Source organism: uncultured Nitratireductor sp., assembly GCF_913053745.1.
Lineage (GTDB): Bacteria > Pseudomonadota > Alphaproteobacteria > Rhizobiales > Rhizobiaceae > Nitratireductor.
In genome coordinates this window covers 1-18,039 of the sequence record NZ_CAJXGF010000099.1, presented here as the reverse complement: position 1 = coordinate 18,039, position 18,039 = coordinate 1, and the positions used below count along the sequence as shown (strand labels likewise).

Below are 18,039 nucleotides of genomic sequence, written 5' to 3'. Positions count from 1 at the left end.
GCGCGCCGCTCTGGATTGTCTGCCGCCTGAGCAGCTTCGCGTGGTCCAGTTGTCGTTTTACGAGGGTATGGCGCATGCTGAGATTTCCGCAGTGCTCGGCCTGCCGCTCGGAACTGTGAAATCGCGCCTTCGCCTTGCGTTCGGCAGGCTGCGGGAACTGTTGGAAGACTTGTCATGACCATTCGGCATCATCCATCTGACGCGACGCTCGCTCAATTTGCAGCGGGTACCCTGGACGAGGGCAGCGCCCTTGTCGTGGCGACCCATGTCGGCCTTTGCGCAGCCTGCCGGCAGACGGTAGGTCGTTTCGAGGCCGTCGGCGGTGCATTGCTCGACAGGTTGGAGCCCGCGCCTCTCTCGACGGGAGCGCGAGAGGCGGCAATGACGCGGCTGGACGGCGAGGGCGCACGCGCAATCGATCTCGGTGGTGCGGACGTTGTGGCGGAAGGTCTGCCGCAGACGCTCGCCGGACACAGGCTGGGCCGCTGGCGCGGGATCGGTGGACGCGTCGCGCTGTGCTCGGTGGAACTGCGCTCGCCGAGCGATGTCCGCGTCTTCCTGCTGAAGGCCAAACCGGGCACCCAACTGCCGCGCCACCGCCACCAGGGGCGCGAATGGACGTGCGTGCTGCAGGGCGCCTTCACTCATGCCGGTGGCACCTACGGCGCCGGCGATTTCGACGAAGCGGACGAAACCGACGAGCACCACCCGTCTGTCGATCCGGGCGAGACCTGCATCTGCCTGGTGGCGATGCAGGGCCAGATCGAGCTTCAAAGCTTCCTCGGCCGGCTCATTCAGCCATTGATCAGGCTCTGAGGTCGAAATGTCGCCCGGCCTCTTTCTCTTCCTGCTTCTGATGACTGCCGTCGGGCTGAGCGCAGCCATGAGCGGGGCATGGCTCGCCTGGCGCAGCACCGGCAATTCCGGCTGGGTCGATACGGTGTGGACCTTCGGCCTCGCCGCGGTCGGCATCGCGGGATCGCTGCTCGCGCCTGACACCGCTGACGCGGCCTTCTGGCGGCCACTGCTCGTCTCGGCTCTGGTGGCAGTTTGGGCGATGCGGCTGGGAAGCCACATCGCGCTGCGCACCCGCCGCATTACCGACGATCCCCGTTATGCAAGCCTGCAGAAGGAATGGGGTAAGGACGCCGCGTGGCAGATGTTTGTGCTCCTGCAGAAGCAGGCGCTGGTAAGCGTCCCGTTGGCGCTCGCCATCGTGCTTGCTGCGTGGAATCCCGCGCCTGGCCTTCGTCTGCAGGACATTTTCGGCGTCGTCGTCCTGATTGTCGGAATCGGCGGCGAGGCTCTCGCTGACAACCAATTGCGGCGCTTCGGCCGCGATTCCGCGAACAAAGGCAAGGTATGCGAGGTTGGCTTCTGGCGCTGGTCGCGCCATCCGAATTATTTTTTCGAATGGTTCGGCTGGCTCGCCTATCCGCTGATCGCGATAGACCTGGCCGGCACCTATGCCTGGGGCTGGCTGGCGTTTGGCGGGCCGCTCTGCATCTTCTGGCTGCTGCGTTACATCAGCGGTGTGCCGCCGCTGGAAGAGCACATGATCGAGACGCGCGGTGACGCCTACAAGGAGTACCAGCGCCGCACCAGCGTCTTTTTCCCCCTGCCGCCCAAAAAAGGAGCCATGTTATGAACCCTGCGGCGTTTGCGACCGGATTGGGCGAGCGGATCGCTTTCCCGGACTTCGCCACCCTCAAGGCAATCGACATGCTGGTGGGGCGCACACGGCGCAAGCTCGCACGCGCCAACCATGCCGACACCGCTAGCTTCGCTGAAGCGATGCGCAACTATCCCATCGCGATGCATGCCGACGAGGCGAACGCCCAGCACTACGAGGTGCCCGCAGCGTTCTTCGAAACTGTGCTCGGCCCGCAACGCAAGTACTCATGCTGCCTTTACGATGGCGCGGCGACGCTGGCTGAAGCCGAGGAAGCGGCCCTTGCGGCGACCGCAGGCTACGCCAATCTGACCGACGGCCAGCGGATCCTGGAGCTCGGTTGCGGCTGGGGCTCACTGTCGCTGTGGATGGCACGGCATTTTCCTGGGAGCCGCATCGTGGCGGTGTCGAACTCGCATTCGCAGGGCGCCGCGATCCGCGAGCGTTCGGCGGTCGAGGGTCTGACGAACCTCGAAGTTCTAACGGCGGACATGAACGGCTTCGCCGTGCCTGGTACCTTCGACCGCATCGTTTCGGTGGAGATGTTTGAGCACATGGCGAACTGGCGGCCGCTGCTGGCGAAGGCGCGTGCCGCGCTCAATCCCGACGGGCGCATGTATGTTCACATATTCTCGCACAAATCGGCGGCCTATCGCTTCGACCACACCGATCCGGCGGACTGGATCGCGCGGCATTTCTTCACTGGCGGGATCATGCCCAGCCATGATCTGATGCGTGAATTCGGGGACCTCTTCGCGGTCGAGCAGGAATGGCGCTGGAGCGGCAAGAACTATGAGCGCACGGCTGCTGCCTGGCTCGACAATTTCGACCGCAATGCCGAAACGGTTGAGGCCATCCTGCGCGAGGTTTACGGAAATGAGTGGCGGTTATGGCGCCGGCGCTGGCGGCTTTTCTTTCTTGCGACGCGGGGGCTATTCGGCCATGGCGATGGCAGCGAATGGGCCGTCAGCCACTATCAGTTGGCGCCCGTCTGACCTATAGCGACCAAGCAGGCAGTCTGCTAGCCGCCGGCGACGCGATAGGCGACGTATCCCGCCGCTGCCGCGATGCCACACAACAGCGCGCCGTACACGATGTCGAGCAGCGTGATCTGCAGCGTCCAGTTACGCAGCGTGGCAAAGTTCGTAAGGTCGTAGGTCGCGTAGGCGAATGCGCCGAAAAGCGCGCCAAACAGCACCGCTGTCCATACACCGCCCGACCGAATGCCTGTGAGCGTGCCGAAAATCAGCACGCCTGCCGGGAAGGCAAGATAGAAGAAGATTGCAGGCGCAATGCGCAACTGCTCGAGCAGAATGTCACCCAGCGTGGGGCGGTATACTAGTTTGCCCATCACCGTCAGCCAGACGGCGTCGAGCAAACCGAAAACGAGGGCGATAGCGGCATATGCGGCGAGGTAGGGCATGATTCTTGATCTCATTGCTTTGATAAGGGTTACGTTTCGGCAATTGATTTGGATCACTAAAACCGCAGTCTTCCCCAGGCGCGTTGCGGCCACCCGTGTTCGGCTTGACGAATGTCCGCTTCCAGCGAAGGCAGGTCTGCGTGAACGTCCAAAGTGAGGGCGCGAAGCAGCCCTTTGCGGGCGCGTTTGCGGAGGTCGCGTTCAGAAGCCAGCCCGGTCGAGGATAATGTCGCTGATGCGCTCTAGCGTATGAGATACAGCGTTGGCCCATCGAGTTTTGGGACTGCTATCGCCAATCCTCATAATCTCCCGGATATACCTTACGGGTTCCGATTTTACTCTCGGCTATCGGCGGCGCCGATATGGTTGCTGCGGCGCTGCCGGGCAGCGCCGAGCTTTGAGGATCGGAATGGCGTTGAACCCGGCATCATGCTTTGTCCGTGGGGAGTTCGCTATCCCGCCATCGGCGGATTGAGCCGTGCGAAGCCCTCCTGCCTCCGGTAGGGGAAGTGAGGATAGGGCGCGGTCACGGCGCTGGCCTCGTCCAGCTTCGCCACCTGCTCGGTCGTCAGGCTCCAACCGACCGCACCGAGGTTCTGGCGAAGCTGTTCCTCGTTGCGCGCGCCGACGATGACCGACGAAACGGTTGGACGTTGCAGCAGCCAGTTGAGCGCGATCTGTGGAACTGTCTTGCCGGTTTCCTCTGCTATCGCGTCGAGCGCATCAACCACGCGAAAGAGATATTCGTCCTCCACCGGCGGGCCGAAGCTGGCGGTTTCGTGCAGGCGGCTGCCTTCGGGCAAGGGCGTACCGCGCCGAATTTTCCCGGTCAATCGTCCCCAGCCGAGCGGGCTCCAGACCATTGCGCCAAGACCCTGATCCTCGCCCAGCGGCATCAAATCCCATTCGTAGTCGCGCCCGACCAGCGAGTAGTAGACCTGATTGACGATGTAACGCGGCCACCCGTGACGTTCGGCAACGGTCAGCGACTTCATGATCTGCCAGCCGGAGAAATTGGAAACGCCGGCATAGCGGATCTTACCGTCGCGAACGAGCGTGTCGAATGTGGACAGGACTTCCTCTACTGGCGTGAAGGCATCGAAGGCGTGAAGTTGAAAAATATCGATATGATCGGTCTGAAGTCGGCGCAGCGCGTCTTCGACGGCACGGATCAGCCGGAAGCGCGAGGAACCCGCGTCGTTGGGTCCATCACCCATCGGAAGGCTGGCTTTTGTCGAGATCAGCACTTCGTTGCGTCGACCCTTGATGGCCTCGCCCAGCACTTCCTCGGATGCGCCATCCGAATAGACATCTGCCGTGTCGAACAGATTGACTCCAGCATTCAGGCAGATGTCAATCAGCCGGCGGGCTTCCGTCGCATCCGAGTTGCCCCAGTTGCTGAACAATGGGCCGGAGCCGCCGAATGTGCCGGCGCCGAAACTGAGAACCGGAACCTTGAGGCCGGATTTTCCGAGATAGCGATATTCCATGTGATGTTCCTTTCGGTTTGGGGCGGATGGATCAGCGGTCGAGCAGCAGACCGAGGTCGATGGCTTCCGCCATCGCCTTATTGCCCTCGTCGCCAGGATGGAGGTGATCGCCAGAATCGAAGGTCGAAATGATCCGCGCCGGGTGATCAGGATCACGAAGCACGACATCGAAATCCACGATAGAGTCGAACGCGTCGCTTTCCCTGATCCAGCGATTGATCTCCTGACGCAGCGCGTCCTTGTCGGGGTGGTGGTAATTGTCGAGCGGCGTTCCGCTGAGCGCGCCCTCGAACGGGGGTAGGGTCGCCCCGATCAAGCGGATATTGTTCATGCGGGCCAATTCTATGATTTGCCGATAGCCAGCGATCATCTCCTCGGCAGTCGGGCGCTGCTGATCGGGTGCGAAGTCGGTGCCTGGCCAAGAAATATCGTTGATTCCGATCAGAAGGATGGCCGCCTTCACATTCGGTTGAGACAAGACATCCCGCTCCAACCGGGCGGCGACGTTCACGCCCATCTTATCTTGAAGTAGTCGGCCGCCGGAAATGCCAGCGTTCAGCACCGCGATTCGGTGGGGAATCAATCGTTCGGCGAGGAAATCCGGCCACCGCGTATCGGCATCGATCGTGGCCCCGTTACCGTCTGTGATCGAATCCCCGATAATAACCACGGCGCCCGCGTTGGGAGTGTCGACAAGCACGTCGGTCAGGATCACGCGGGCATCTGTCGTATCCGTTGCGGGAAAGTCTTCTGCCATGGTGAGATCGCCATCGCCGAACCATGCAGTCTGACGGCCATCCCAGTGGAAGGTGGTCAATGGCGTTTGGTCAGGCAGGTAGATCGAGATGGCCAATTCGGCCTGATCCTCGATCGTCAGGTCCAACGGATCGCTGACTGCCGGAGCGCCGGGCGGGATCACGGTTCCGTCCTTTCCGCCAAAGGTGAGCTTGTGGATCGTCCCGGGCTCCGCCGCACTGTTCTCGCCAGCCAGCCCGAGGCTCGCGCCACCGATTCTTAGCGGCTGATCGCCATAGGTATTGGAAAAGACCAGACGCACCCGAGAGCCTCCGAGACTGATCTTCGCCACCTGTCGGACAGTCTGGTCATCGACGGATACTGGGATCTTGGTCGGGAAGGGGAAATCTGAATTCCAGATTGGCTGAGGGCTCGCCATCCAGGTGCCGACCCAGCTCTGCTCCTCGGCATTGGCCGCGGACAGGCTGGTAAGAGTAGTACCGAGTGCGATTACAGCGGCGATGACCGCTGACCGGATCGACCGTTTCGGGCGAGCCGCTGTCGAGGAGATAACGCGCATTGTTATTTAGTCCTTGGTTTGAGTTGAAGATGCGCAGTGCAGGCCGCTAAGCGAGCGAAGGGGGCATGATCTGAGCCACGGCTATCGCGCGATATCAGCGGTCCGCCGGATGCATGAAAAAACAATCGGCGCTGCTGGAGGCCGGCCAGGTCGATCGTGCTGTAATGGATTCCGAGGTGATCGAGCTTTGGGATCATGGAGGCCATCCGAGAATGTTTCGTTGCCCCAAAGATAGACACTTCACATCAGATGAAGTAGAACACGATCAGGAATATCACCTGTGAATTCATTTCAATGACTGGATGATGAATGCGACGCCCGTAAAACTCGGTGGCAAGGGCTTCGGTGACTTTCAAACTGGTCGGCAGCCCAGCGGTTATGGCCATGCTCTCGAACTGGGCGATTCCAGCCGGCGAAGTTTGTTCGCAATCGTCGATCCGGCCGATATCCTATAGAGAAGAATCCTGATTAAAAACGGCATCAAATCTGGAGAATTCAAGGATTCTGACGGTCTGCCGCGTGAACTGCTCGGAAGGAGTTGGTAGGTCATGGGAAGTCTTCAGCAAAACCGATCCGGAGAAATGGAAGTTTTCGTGCGTGTTGTGGAACTGGGCGGCTTCTCCCCTGCCGCGCGGGCCGCGAACATGACGCCCTCGGCCGTCAGCAAGTTGATCGCCCGGCTGGAGGCCAGATTGAGCGCCAGGCTGCTCAATCGCTCGACCCGCCAACTCCAGCTCACGCCCGAGGGTTGCACATTCTACGAGCGCGCGACGCGCATCCTCGCCGATATTGCGGACGCCGAGCGCGCGGCGGGGAGTGGGGAACAAGCGGTAGGCCGCGTTCGCCTCAATACGAGTGCCTCCTACTTCAATCACATTCTTGCGCCTGTGCTGCCCGAGTTCCTTGCGCTTCACTCCGGCGTCACGCTGGACATCGTTCAAACCGACGCCGTGGTTGACCTTTTGGCAGAGCGGACCGACGTTGCCGTCCGTGCGGGGCCGTTAAAGAGCTCCAGCCTCGTTGCCCGCAAGCTTGGCGAGACCGCGCAGATGATCGCAGCCGCTCCGAACTATCTTGAACGTTACGGCGAACCGCGAACGATCGCTGATCTCGAACAGCATAATCGCCTGGGCGTCGGCTACGCCCGCGCTGTTGATGGCTGGCCGCTTCGAGATAAAGGGAAAACCATTGTCGTGCCGGTGACGGGCCGCGTGCAGGCGAGTGACGGTGAAGGGCTGCGCCGTCTTGCCCTGTCCGGCGTCGGCCTCGCTAGACTTGCTGCCTTCACCGTGCGCGATGATATTATTGCGGGACGCCTCGTACCGGTTCTTGCCCACCTCGATGCCGGTGAGAAGGAACTCTTCCACGCCGTCTATGTCGGCCAAGGTGGGCCATTACCGTCTCGAGTTCGGGCGCTCCTCGATTTCCTTGCCGAACGCGGGCGCCTCCAATAGCTGTCGGCGTTGCCCGCGATCCAGATTTGAGCGCTATTGTACTCGCTGGCGGAAGGGATGGCCCTCAACCATCCGATCGGTTCTCAATGGATTTCAGTGAACCTTTGAACTCGATGGTCGTAAAAGCGAGGTCCGAATCGCCGGTGTTCGTCAGGTCATGGACCATCGTTTCACCATCGTCGAAGGCAAACACGGTGCAGTCACCGACCGCATAATTGGTATCCTGGACCCTGCCATCGGCGAACACAGATCGTGCTTGCCCATCGGTAAGCGCAATCCAGCAATAGTCTAACTCATGCCGATGGAATCCCATTCGCTCACCGGGTGCGAGCTCTATTCTCCACACTCTGGCATAGTCCGACTCGGAAACGATGGTCTGACCGACCCGGGGACTCGCGTTTGCGATCTCATCTCCAAGCGGATTTGATGCTTTAGAAGAAAGTTCGTTCATAACAGACACCTCAATTTGATGCTTAGGTCGTCGGAATAACGCCGCCATCGACGTTGATGATGTCCCCGCTGATGAACTCGGAAAGGTTCGAGGCGAGATAGAGGACCGCAGAAGCGACATCACCTGCGGTTCCAAGTCGCCCGGCCGGCAACTTCGAGTCCTTCAAGAATACGTCCACCGCGTCGTCAATTGATGTCCCATATTGTTCAGCCAGCGCATGAAGGAACCCGCCTGGCCGGTCCCAAAGCTCGGTGCGGATGTGCGCCGGGGCAACGACGTTTGAGCGAATGCCTTGCGGTGTGAACTCACGAGCAAGCGCCTTCGAGAGCAACGCGATTGCCGCCTTGGAGGCGCTGTAATCCGGAAGGAGAGGATGGGGCATCCGGCCAGCTTCCGAGCCGCAGTGGATGATCGCGCCTTTTTGCTGGGCCAGCATATGAGGAATTACGGCGCGTGACATCCGGACATAACCCAACAGGTTGACGTTCATTGTCCGCATCCACTCCGCATCCGAGACATCCAAGAAACCGGTCCGGCTTGGACACACCGCTGCGTTGTTGAACAGGACATCGACGCGCCCGAAGGTGTCCATGGCCGCTTCCGCGACATGCTCGCCGGACCCTTCAGTGCCAAGGTCGATATTCAGCGTTGCCCACCTGACTTTCGGGGCCAGATTGCCCGCAGGTGACATGTCGCGGCTGACTCCAAAAACGCGGGCACCTTCTGCGAGAAACCGCTTCGCGGTTTCAAGACCAATGCCGGAACTCGATCCCGTAACAATGACGACCTTGTCTTTCAGATTAAGATCCATCGTTTGTACCCTCTATTTTAAATGTGACCATAAACTCGATTAGAGCAGCTTGAGCTTTGTCGTGCGGGAGACGATGGACACTGCGATAACGATGATGATGCCCTTCACGATGCTTTGGATGTAGGAATCCATGCCCATGAGGTTGAGCCCGTTGTTCATGACACCGATAAGCAACGCACCGAAAAACGTACCGAGCACTGTTGCTGTCCCGGGCCGAAGCATCGTCATGCCGATAAATACCGCTGCGAGCCCATCCAGGAGATAGGCCTCCCCACCATTCGGCTGCCCTGAACCCAACCGGGCAGAGAGGATGATGCCGGCGATCGCCGCAAAGAATGCGCTCAGGGCTAAGCCATACACTCGATATGAACGAACTTTGATGCCCGACAGCTCTGCCGCGCGGGCGTTTCCGCCGACGGCATAGAGATACCGTCCGAACGTCGTGCGCTCCATCACAAACCACGATGTGATTACAACGACGATCATGATCCGCGCTGGAACCGGCAGGAACCCGAAAATCCTGCCCTGGCCGATAGCCAGATATTCTGCAGGGATACCACTGTAAATCGCCCGGCCACCGGAAATCATGAAGTTGATGCCCCAAAGAATCGAGCCGGCGGCGAGTGTCGCAATCAACGACGGCACGCCGACGCCGACAACAATTGCAGAATTGACGAGTCCAACGATGAGACCGGCGAACAACGAGGCAAGGATCGCGAGCACCGGCGACACTCCACCCGCCATGAGCAGGGGCGCAAGAAGACCCGCAAGGCCGACAACATATCCGACCGACAGATCCATCTCCTTTGCCGCAAACGCGAAGGTGAGACCGATTGCCACGATGGTCAGCATTGAAATCTGCTGCAAGATGTTCACCAGATTGGTCGTGGTGAAGAACCGATCGCTCCCAAATGCGAAGCCAAGGAATAGGAGCGTCAGTACGACGAGCGTACTGTATTTCTGAACCAACAGCCCGGTATCGATCCGGCGTTTGTCGCGCGTGGCGCTCTCATATGTAGCCATAGTCATTGGGTTGCCCCCGCGATTGCATTGATGAAGTGGTTTTCGCTGAAGTCATCACGTTCTATTTGTTCAGCGTCCCGCCCGTTTCGGAACGCGATGACACGATCGGATATGCCAGCGATCTCCATAAGGTCGCTCGATGCGACGACAACGGCCGCTCCCTTGTCCGCAAGCGAGACGATCAGGTCGTGGATTTCCTGTTTTGCGCCGACATCGACGCCCTCGGTAGGTTCAAGGAACACAAACAGATGATACTTGCCCTCTGAAGCGTACTGCCACTTGGCGACGGATACCTTCTGCTTGTTTCCTCCGCTGAGTTCGACGATGCGGGTTTCGCAGCTTGAGGTTTTGATGTTCAGATTCTTGATCTGACGCTGGGCTTCACGGCGCTCCTTCGCCATCCGGATCAGCCCGAGCGGCTTGATGCTGATATCGTCAATTCCCACCATCGACATGTTCTCGCGAACCGACCATTCGCCTATCATGGCGTTGATCATTCGATGGTCAGGGATCAGCGCCGCACCTTGTCGCTTCATGTCCCGGACGCTGCTGTGCTCGACATTCCTGCCCCGAAAACGGTAGCTCCCAGCTTCCCCGCTCTTCGGCTCGAACAGCGATTGTGCGAATTCGAAGTGCCCCGAGCCAGTCAAGCCAATGAGACCGATCACCTCTCCCTTTCGAATCTGGAGATCACCGACGTGGAACCGCGCTCCTTGCCAACCGTCCACATCGACCACAATTTCGGCGTCGAGCGGAGGTGTCCTGGTTCGCGATCTGGACTCCCCGGCCGGTTTCGCCCCGTTACTGCGGGTGAGCATGAGGTCGATCAGTTGACGCTCGCTGATGTCGTCGGTTTCTGATCGCAGATGGCCAACTTTTCGTCCGTCCTGAAGCACAGTGATTTCGTCGCAAAGATCGATCACCTCCTGCAGAAAGTGGCTGATCAGCACGATGGCCATACCCGTTTCGGACAACTGACGGATCAGTTCCCAGAGGCTTCGCTTCTCCTTTGCAGGGAGCGTTGCGGTGGGTTCGTCGAGAATCAGGACCTTCGGGCGACAATAGAGTGCACGAAGGATCTCGATCACCTTCTGATCTGCATAGGGCAGTTCGTCGACCCTTCGGTCGAGGGCAATCCGGGTGTCCGGAAAATACCGATTGGCGAACGCTTCCGCCTGTTGTTGGGTGCCACGCGGATCGATGACGAACCGGTTTCGCACCGGCTCGAATCCAAGGCAGATGTTCTCGGCCCCGGTAAGATGGGGAACGAGATTGCCTTCCTGAGAGACGAGCGAAACGCCATGCGCAACCGCCCCGACAGGGTTCTCGAAGGCAACCTCGTGCCCGCCGATTTTCAGTGTTCCGGAAGTGGGTTTCACGGCGCCGCTCAAGATCGAAACCAGAGTGGTTTTACCCGCTCCGTTTTCACCAATGACGCCGTGGACCTTTCCCTCGACCACCTCGATGGATACGTCATTGAGCGCTAGGGTGCCCGGCCACTGCTTGGTGATGCCATCGAGTATTATTGACATTGTGCACCTCTCGACTGAAGCGGAGTGGAATGCGTCCTTTCCGGACGCATTACTCACAGTCGTCCCCGGTGAAGAGGGTCGCATTGTAGTAGACGATATCCCTGCCTCCGGTTACGGATTTCGGTTCCGCTCCGTCGACAATGACTTGTTGAGCATAGCTCGCGAGGTTCCAGCCCCACTCTTCAAATTGCTGCTGACCCGTGGCGATGAACATCGTGCCTGGCTGGCATATCTCGCGCAGGGCCTCCGGCATGCCGTCCATTCCAGAGACAGGGACCTGCAAGCCCGCTCCTCGGAGTGCGGTGATGGCTGCCTGCGCCGGTTCGTCCCACGGCGTCCAGACAGCATCGATTTGGTCACCATATCGGGTGGCAAAATCCTGAACCGCGTTCAAAGTGTCCTGATAAAAGGAACCGGCGGAGAAGCTGTATTCGCCGATAACATTGATCTCAGGATACTCCTTCAGAATGGCGCGAAGTGTATCGGTGCGCTCGCGCACTGGCTTGATCTGATCCGTGGTAATAATGATCAGATTTCCGCGTCCTCTGATCTCGTTGATCAGGCTAAGAGAAACCTCTGCCGACATCTGCCAGTTGTTTGTGGTGATGTCTGCCGTCGAACCGGGAATCCAGCCGGAATCGACCGTGTAGACGGGGATGTTCGCTGCCTCCGCGCCCCGCAGTGCATTGCTGGATGCGCGCAGGTCGGCATAGGTCACATAGATTACGTCAACACCTCGGCTAACTGCGTCATCAATGTTGTTTGCGACTCTCTCGGCCGACCCGACTGAATCGAGATAGGAAACTTCCCAATCCGAGATGCCGTTTTCGCTCAGGAATTTCCGAAATCCGTCCTGTGTCCGCTGCTCGGCCTGAAACGCGGCGTTGCCTTGCACCCAGCCGATGCTTACCGGCTCGGCAAATGCTGGAACGGCCAGAATCAGGGTGATCGAGATCGATCCCACGAAGCTCACTATTTTCGACATTGCATTTCCTCCCAGTTTGAATTGATGAAATTGACCGGCATCGCCGCTCTCCTCCAAGCGGGCTGGTCTGGCTAAAGGACGGACCGAATGGTTCCACCCTCTGCACGCATCGCCATTCCATTGAGATGCCCGCTCGCGGCTAGGTGCAGCACGCTGCGGGCGATTTCCTCCGGTTCGATCATGCGACGGATGAGTGACGTCGGCTCAGTAACGTCAAAGTAGTCAGCCACCACTGCCTCGCGCGACGTACCCTTCTCGGCAGCGATCTCCTCGTGGTAACGCCGGACGGCTTCGGTATTCGTCGGACCCGGCAGTATGGTGTTCACACGTACGGCCGTTCCCTGCGTGAGTTCGGAAAGCGCACGCGAAAGGCCGAGTAAGCACGTTTTCATCGCACCATAGTGTGCCATCCACGCTTGTGGCTTTACGGCACTCTCGCTGCTTATGAAGACAATACTCCCGTCACCGCGCCCGAGCATATCTTTCAGCGCTAGCCGAGACATGCGCACGCCAGTCATTACATTCACGTTGAAATAGCGGAACCAATGGTCGTCTGTGGTCTCGAAGAAGTCGCGAACCTCAAAGATTCCGATGTTGTTGATGAGGATATCGACCGGACCCCGATCAGTAGCATAGGCATAGAGGCGTTCGGCTTCGCCTTTGACCGTGAGGTCTCCATCCAACCCGTAGCAGGTCTTGCCAAGGGCCGAACACGTCGCCTCTACCTCGTCACGACTGATCCCGCTTATGGTGACAGATGCGCCTTCTTGGACGAATAAAGCGGCAACAGCTCGCCCAATTCCTGTGGCTCCGCCGGTCACAAGCACGTTCTTTCCAGTAAGTCCGTAGTCCATTCTAAAATTCCCATGAGGTATCATTCGGTGCAGTGGACTGCGCCGCTATGTGTTGTCGTGGGCACGCTAAACTTCAGCTCAGCGGCGAAAGGCGAGCGCTTGTCGGGTCATTCCAATTGCGGTCCGCTCCTGGACAGTTCCAGGATGCGCGGCAAAGTCTCAATGACACCCGAAACGAATATATCGACACGAACTCGAATTATGGGCTCCAAGCTCTCAGGAATTTCGTTTCGGTAGATGAACTTGCGAACTCCCATGTAGAAGAAGCTGGAATGAAATCCCCACACAATCTCTCGCACGAGTACTTCTGTTTCCGGGGTGCTCCTAAATTCGAAGCCCGCCTCTGCCGCGACCTCGGCGAAGATTAGCGGAAACGTGGTATCGTGTAGGAGGCCGAGATATCTTATCGTGATCTGCGGGTCTTCGAGTGCAGATGCGACGAAGATTCGGATCCATCGTTCGTCCAGGATGGTATCGGTGTAAGCGATGAGGTAGCGAGCGAGGCGCTCTCGGACCGGCATCGAGCGATCAGCGAGCAGCTCGTTCCAGCCGGGATCCCAACGCCGTAGATAGACCTCGTCGTAGATTTTCTGAAGCAGGTCGTCGCGGTTTTTGAAGTACCGATAGAGGAGCGGTTGCGAAACACCCAGCGCGTCCGCCAACTCCCTGGTCGTAAAATGCAACCCACGTTGCGCGACGAAATCGATCGCAAAGTCCAGGATCTGCTGTTCTCGATCAGCTGCATCAAGATATTTTTTTGCCGATTTCGCCATGACTCTTCGTTCGCCACCTTGGAGGTGCCGGCCCATTTGCATACGAAACAGATTGATCTCGATCGAGTCTGACCGACGACCTCCCAACGCTCTCTCCTTGAGCAGAGTGGAGGTTAACACCATCGCAAAAATTATCAAGTGATAAATTATCAGTCGATCATTTTGTGTGCAGCTTCCGAGCCAGAAAGTCGAGAAATGTACGGATTCTCTGGGGAACGTGACTCTGGGCAGAGTAGATCGCCGAGATCGGTTCACTCTCGCAGGCATCCCAGTTTTCGAGGATTGGAACCAGTCTGCCCGCGGCTAGATCGCCGCTGATATGATACTCGGACAGTCGGGCAATCCCTGCTCCGGCAAGGGCGAAGAGACGCATGGCCTCACCGTCGCCGACGGTAAGTTGTCCGCCGATATCGACATGGATTGAAGCACCGTCTGCCGGATCTCTGAACTGCCAGGTGTTGAGATGGGCGCGCGCGCCAAAGGTGAGACAACGATGATGACGCAGTGACTCGGGACGATCAGGTGTGCCGTGCCGCGCGAGGTAGTCCGGAGAAGCGATCACGATCCGGCGCGAGTTGAGCAGTCGGCGGGATCGCAGAGAAGAGTCATGCAATACGCCCGTCCGGATTGCGATGTCGGTCTTTTCTACGATCAGGTCCACAGGGTCGTCACTTAACTCTAGATTGACGCGAATGCCGGGGTGTTCGTCGAGAAAGCGAACGACAAGCGGCGACAGTATGTGGAACCCGAATGGCAGATTGCTGCTGACTTTCAGACTTCCCTCGACAGCTTCGGCCTTTCGCGCAATCTTCGCCTCGGCTTGAGCGATGTCCTGGACGATTTCCTTGGAGACCTCGTAGAAGTCCACGCCTTCGGCCGTCAGTCTGAAGCTGCGTGTCGAGCGCACGACAAGTTGAACCCCAAGTCGCCTCTCCAACCGTGTGACTGCCTTGCTGATCGCAGACGGCGATATCGCAAGGGCGCGCGCTGCGCCTGAGAAGCTGCCCGCATCCACAATCGTGACGAAAACCTCCATCTCCAACACTCTGTTCTGCATCTGCGTCCCTCGTGAACTTATTTCATTTCAGTTATTCCAGATGTCGGGCTACCGGGCCAGAGGCGAAAGGATCATCCTCCCGGCACACTTAGAAACGGGAGGTATTCCATGTATCAGAAGCGCGCCTTGATCGTTGGGGCGACTGGCATTGTCGGGCTCAACGTTGCCGAACACCTCAGAGATCTGGGGGGATGGGAAATCCACGGTGCGTCGAGACGACCGCCGTTCGGCTCGTCCTACATCATTCCGCATACGGTCGATCTGTTGAAGCGGGAAGAGGCTCTCACTGCGCTGGCTGACCTCTCGCCGACTCACATCTTCTACTGCTCCTGGACGCTTGGTGGCAACGAGGACGAGAACATTCGGCTAAACGGTGACATGCTCCGGAACGTGCTAGATGCCTTTGCGAATAAGGGATGCGTCCAGCATGTCGGCGTGGTGACGGGGACGAAGCATTACCTCGGCCCATTCGAAGACTATGGCAAGGTCCAACCCATCACGCCGTTTCGCGAAACAGCGCCGCGCTTGTCAAAGAAGAACTTCTACTACGAACTCGAAGATGTGGTTATCGACTACGCCGCACGGTTCGGGTTCGGATGGTCGGTGCATCGCTCGCACACCATCATCGGCTACGCGGTGGGCAACCTCATGAACATTGGCGCAACACTTGCCACGCACGCCTCGATCTGCAAGGCGACCGGGCAGCCTTTTCGCTTCCCGGGCACTCCGACGGCTTACCGAGGGCTGAACGACATTACGGACGCGCGTATCCTTGCAAAGCAAATTGTCTGGGCGGGCACGGAGCCGAATGCTCGCAACGAGGCGTTCAATGCGGTGAACGGCGACGTTTTTCGTTGGGAGCAGCTATGGAAGGCCATTGCGGACTACTTCGAGATTCCGGTGGCGGAGTATCCAGCGGAATACAACTCCCTTGCCGAGCAAATGAAGGATCGAGGGGTGGAGTGGGACAAGATCGTTGCCGAGAACGGCCTTCAGCCGAACCGGTTGGATCGACTAGCCTCGCCTTGGCATACCGATCTCGATCTTGGGCGACCGATGGAATGTGTGCACTCGATGACGAAAGCCCGCTCCTTTGGCTTCGCCGAGACACAAGACACGGAGCGGTCCTTCATCGATGTTTTTGATCGCTTGCGGGCAGAACGCATCATCCCGTGACACTGGTCTCAGGCGGAACCCGTCGATGCGCGTAAGGCACAACCTGCGGCGTCGGCGGGGTTTCCCGCTACGCATCGAGCTTCCCTCCGGCACTGATCGTCCGTTTGGCCGATTGCAAACCTCTTTGGAGGGATTGGAACACGGTCGAAACCATGCCCCCATGCGGTCTTCCCCTTATGGTCGTGCGTGCTCCAGAATTCCAGGCCGTTCGCGCGTCCTGACGGGCCTGCTGCCAGCTTCCCGAAAAACAGTTCGTCTTCGGGTAATGCTAGAGGAAATCAGCCATCATGGCGGTATAGAACACTTTTGTCCGGGGACCGGCCAGAATCGGATCGATCAGGCGCACACACTCTTGGTAGTGTTTGGTCTTGCGATGCTCTTCTAGAGCAGCTTCCGATGTGAAAACTTCGTAGATGAGGAAGCGGTTCTCGTCGTCCGGATCGCGCAACACGTCAAAGCGTAGATTGCCCGGTTCCTCGCGTGTACCTTCGTAGTTGATGCGGAAGGCCTCGAGAAACGCCGGTACGTGCCCTTTCTTGACATTGATGCTGACCATTTGAATGAGCATGTCGATATCCTGATTATGCTTTACTGGAACGGATGGGATTGAAGGTTACAGTCCCGGCGCCTTCCACATGGCGGTGGTGACGCCTTCGTTGACGAGCTGGCGCTGCAATGCGTAGGCTCGCGCCCAGCGTTCGCCGGCCTCGTCATAGACTTCCTTGTCGGCGGTGACCGGCTCGAAGCGCCGGTCCCAGCGCACCCAATCGGTGGATGCTTCTGGCAGTCCGCCGTAGAGGCCGGCACCGACGGCCGCTGCCGCCGCGCAGCCGAGCGCCGTCGCTTCCTTGACAACCGGCGTTACGACCGGAAGCCCCGTGGCGCTCGAGAGGATTTGCGCCCAATGGGCTGACTTCGATGCGCCGGCGGCAAAGACGATCTTTGCCGGTGTTTTGCCGGCAAGGGTGAAGATCGCGTCCAGATTGCGGGCCGCGACAATGGCTGCGTTCTCCTGGAGGGCGCGGAAGATGGCCGCCTTCCCGGATTTCTCTGGATCGATCGACAGGTTCAGGAGCGATGGAGCGGCATGGTACCAATTGCCATAATGCATGACGTCCGAGAACACAGGAATGATGCCATGGGCGCCGGGTGGCACGCTCGTCGCCTTCTCCTCGAGCAACGCGTAAGCGTCACCGTGCTCCCCTGCCGCCGCCATTTCCTCTGCGCCGAAACTGTCTCGGAACCAGCGCATGACAGCACCAACGAAAAAACTGATCGCCTCGGCCTGATTCAGTCCTGGCACTGCATGCGGGTTGATGCGCAGATTCATGGACGTGTCGGTAAGGTTCGGCGATACGTTGACGATCTGCTGCCAGAAGGTGCCGCCGAGCACGGCACAGTCGCCCTCTCGCACCAGGCCGGTGCCGACGGTGCCAATCTGGCAATCGCCGCCGCCCATGACGACGGGTGTTCCGGCCGTGAGACCGGTTTCTTCTGCCGCTCCGGCGGTGACCCGCCCTATGACCGTGCCGGTTTCCACGCATTCCGGGAAGATGTCGCTCTTGAGGCCTGCCCGTTGCATCGCATCGGGCAGCCAGGTTCGGCTGGTGAGATCGAGCAGGCCCGTGGTTCCGGCGTTCGATGGATCGTTGGCGATAACGCCGGAAAGACGGGCCAACACCCAGTCCGACAACATGGCGATGCGGTGCGCGCGCTCGTAAACGTCCGGCAGATTGCGTTTTAGCCACAGGAGGCGGGGCAGGGCACCCAGTGCGAAGGTCTGTCCGGATTTGGCGTAGAGCTCGGCTTCGAGCTCCGGAAACTCCTTCTTCAGGTCCGCGACCTCCCTGCTGGCACGGCTGTCGACATTGGCACAGGCCCATATCTCACGCCCGTTCTTGTCGAAAAGGACGAAGGCCTCGCGCATGCTTGTGGCGCTGACGCCCGCGATCTCGCTGGCGGCGATGCCCGCATCGGCGAGCGCTTTCCGAATGGCGCTCGACAAGAGCGCCCAATTCCCTTC

General features: G+C 59.1%; 20 protein-coding genes. 6 read left to right on the top strand and 14 right to left on the bottom strand.

All coding sequences use genetic code 11. From position 1 onward, the window contains the following. The first annotated feature begins 10 nt into the window (after positions 1-10). The 4 genes from QZ638_RS15735 to QZ638_RS15720 are packed head-to-tail and all read left to right on the top strand — an operon-like array spanning position 11 to position 2,667. Positions 11-178 carry a sigma factor-like helix-turn-helix DNA-binding protein gene (locus QZ638_RS15735; protein WP_366936250.1) on the top strand — a complete coding sequence of 56 codons (168 nt, stop codon included), beginning with the start codon at positions 11-13 and terminating at the stop codon, positions 176-178. Then, complete coding sequence (locus tag QZ638_RS15730; protein ID WP_295812369.1) at positions 175-816, top strand: ChrR family anti-sigma-E factor; 642 nt, start codon at positions 175-177, stop codon at positions 814-816. Before QZ638_RS15735 ends, QZ638_RS15730 begins: the two co-directional genes overlap by 4 nt. 7 nt (positions 817-823) lie before the next feature. After that, positions 824-1,648 (top strand): DUF1295 domain-containing protein, encoded by an 825-nt coding sequence (locus QZ638_RS15725; RefSeq protein WP_295812367.1) that lies wholly within the window; start codon positions 824-826, stop codon positions 1,646-1,648. After that, a complete protein-coding gene (locus tag QZ638_RS15720; protein WP_295812365.1) occupies positions 1,645-2,667 on the top strand; it encodes a cyclopropane-fatty-acyl-phospholipid synthase family protein in 1,023 nt (340 codons plus the stop codon). The genes QZ638_RS15725 and QZ638_RS15720 overlap by 4 nt, the downstream gene beginning before the upstream one ends. Before the next feature lie 26 nt (positions 2,668-2,693). Here QZ638_RS15720 and QZ638_RS15715 read toward each other — a convergent pair whose 3' ends face one another. The 4 genes from QZ638_RS15715 to QZ638_RS15700 all read right to left on the bottom strand — a co-directional run bounded on the left by QZ638_RS15715 (position 2,694) and on the right by QZ638_RS15700 (position 6,286). Continuing rightward, a complete protein-coding gene (locus QZ638_RS15715) occupies positions 2,694-3,095 on the bottom strand; it encodes a DUF2177 family protein (protein WP_295812362.1) in 402 nt (133 codons plus the stop codon). A gap of 452 nt (positions 3,096-3,547) precedes the next feature. After that, positions 3,548-4,585, bottom strand: coding sequence for an aldo/keto reductase (locus QZ638_RS15710; RefSeq protein WP_295812360.1), 1,038 nt, complete (start codon positions 4,583-4,585; stop codon positions 3,548-3,550). A 31-nt stretch (positions 4,586-4,616) separates the two neighbouring features. Next, the gene (locus QZ638_RS15705) at positions 4,617-5,900 is read right to left on the bottom strand and encodes an SGNH/GDSL hydrolase family protein (protein WP_295812358.1); all 1,284 of its coding nucleotides are present in this window, start codon (positions 5,898-5,900) and stop codon (positions 4,617-4,619) included. 245 nt (positions 5,901-6,145) lie between these two features. After that, positions 6,146-6,286, bottom strand: coding sequence for a hypothetical protein (locus tag QZ638_RS15700; RefSeq protein ID WP_295812355.1), 141 nt, complete (start codon positions 6,284-6,286; stop codon positions 6,146-6,148). Positions 6,287-6,448: 162 nt separating this feature from the next. On the opposite strand from QZ638_RS15700, the gene QZ638_RS15695 reads away from it, so the two are divergent. Continuing rightward, on the top strand, positions 6,449-7,354 hold the full coding sequence (locus tag QZ638_RS15695; protein ID WP_295812352.1) for a LysR family transcriptional regulator: 906 nt from the start codon (positions 6,449-6,451) through the stop codon (positions 7,352-7,354). 64 nt (positions 7,355-7,418) lie between these two features. On the opposite strand, the gene QZ638_RS15690 is transcribed toward QZ638_RS15695, so the two are convergent. From QZ638_RS15690 to QZ638_RS15655, 8 genes are all read right to left on the bottom strand, one after another. Continuing rightward, complete coding sequence (locus QZ638_RS15690) at positions 7,419-7,805, bottom strand: hypothetical protein (RefSeq protein WP_295812350.1); 387 nt, start codon at positions 7,803-7,805, stop codon at positions 7,419-7,421. 22 nt (positions 7,806-7,827) lie between these two features. Beyond that, positions 7,828-8,616: an SDR family oxidoreductase gene (locus tag QZ638_RS15685; protein WP_295812348.1), complete on the bottom strand. Its 789-nt coding sequence runs from the start codon at positions 8,614-8,616 to the stop codon at positions 7,828-7,830. Positions 8,617-8,655: 39 nt separating this feature from the next. Continuing rightward, positions 8,656-9,645 carry an ABC transporter permease gene (locus QZ638_RS15680; RefSeq protein ID WP_295812345.1) on the bottom strand — a complete coding sequence of 330 codons (990 nt, stop codon included), beginning with the start codon at positions 9,643-9,645 and terminating at the stop codon, positions 8,656-8,658. Then, the gene (locus QZ638_RS15675) at positions 9,642-11,255 is read right to left on the bottom strand and encodes a sugar ABC transporter ATP-binding protein (protein WP_295812344.1); all 1,614 of its coding nucleotides are present in this window, start codon (positions 11,253-11,255) and stop codon (positions 9,642-9,644) included. The genes QZ638_RS15680 and QZ638_RS15675 overlap by 4 nt, the downstream gene beginning before the upstream one ends. Beyond that, complete coding sequence (locus tag QZ638_RS15670) at positions 11,221-12,156, bottom strand: substrate-binding domain-containing protein (RefSeq protein ID WP_295812341.1); 936 nt, start codon at positions 12,154-12,156, stop codon at positions 11,221-11,223. Before QZ638_RS15670 ends, QZ638_RS15675 begins: the two co-directional genes overlap by 35 nt. Positions 12,157-12,227: 71 nt before the next feature. Further along, the gene (locus QZ638_RS15665) at positions 12,228-13,010 is read right to left on the bottom strand and encodes an SDR family oxidoreductase (protein ID WP_295812339.1); all 783 of its coding nucleotides are present in this window, start codon (positions 13,008-13,010) and stop codon (positions 12,228-12,230) included. Between the two features lie 107 nt (positions 13,011-13,117). Continuing rightward, positions 13,118-13,783, bottom strand: a complete 666-nt coding sequence (locus QZ638_RS15660; RefSeq protein WP_295812336.1) for a TetR/AcrR family transcriptional regulator — start codon at positions 13,781-13,783, stop codon at positions 13,118-13,120. A 157-nt stretch (positions 13,784-13,940) separates the two neighbouring features. Continuing rightward, complete coding sequence (locus QZ638_RS15655) at positions 13,941-14,840, bottom strand: LysR family transcriptional regulator (RefSeq protein ID WP_295812333.1); 900 nt, start codon at positions 14,838-14,840, stop codon at positions 13,941-13,943. Positions 14,841-14,948: 108 nt separating this feature from the next. Here QZ638_RS15655 and QZ638_RS15650 point away from each other — a divergent pair, with 108 nt between their 5' ends. Then, the gene (locus QZ638_RS15650; RefSeq protein ID WP_295812330.1) at positions 14,949-16,016 is read left to right on the top strand and encodes an SDR family oxidoreductase; all 1,068 of its coding nucleotides are present in this window, start codon (positions 14,949-14,951) and stop codon (positions 16,014-16,016) included. Positions 16,017-16,284: 268 nt separating this feature from the next. Here QZ638_RS15650 and QZ638_RS15645 read toward each other — a convergent pair whose 3' ends face one another. Together QZ638_RS15645 and lsrK are read right to left on the bottom strand one after the other, a co-directional pair. Beyond that, a complete protein-coding gene (locus tag QZ638_RS15645; protein ID WP_295812328.1) occupies positions 16,285-16,584 on the bottom strand; it encodes an antibiotic biosynthesis monooxygenase in 300 nt (99 codons plus the stop codon). A 45-nt stretch (positions 16,585-16,629) separates the two neighbouring features. Continuing rightward, positions 16,630-18,039: autoinducer-2 kinase (gene lsrK / locus QZ638_RS15640; protein ID WP_295812325.1), on the bottom strand; the 1,410-nt coding region annotated here is incomplete at its 5' end.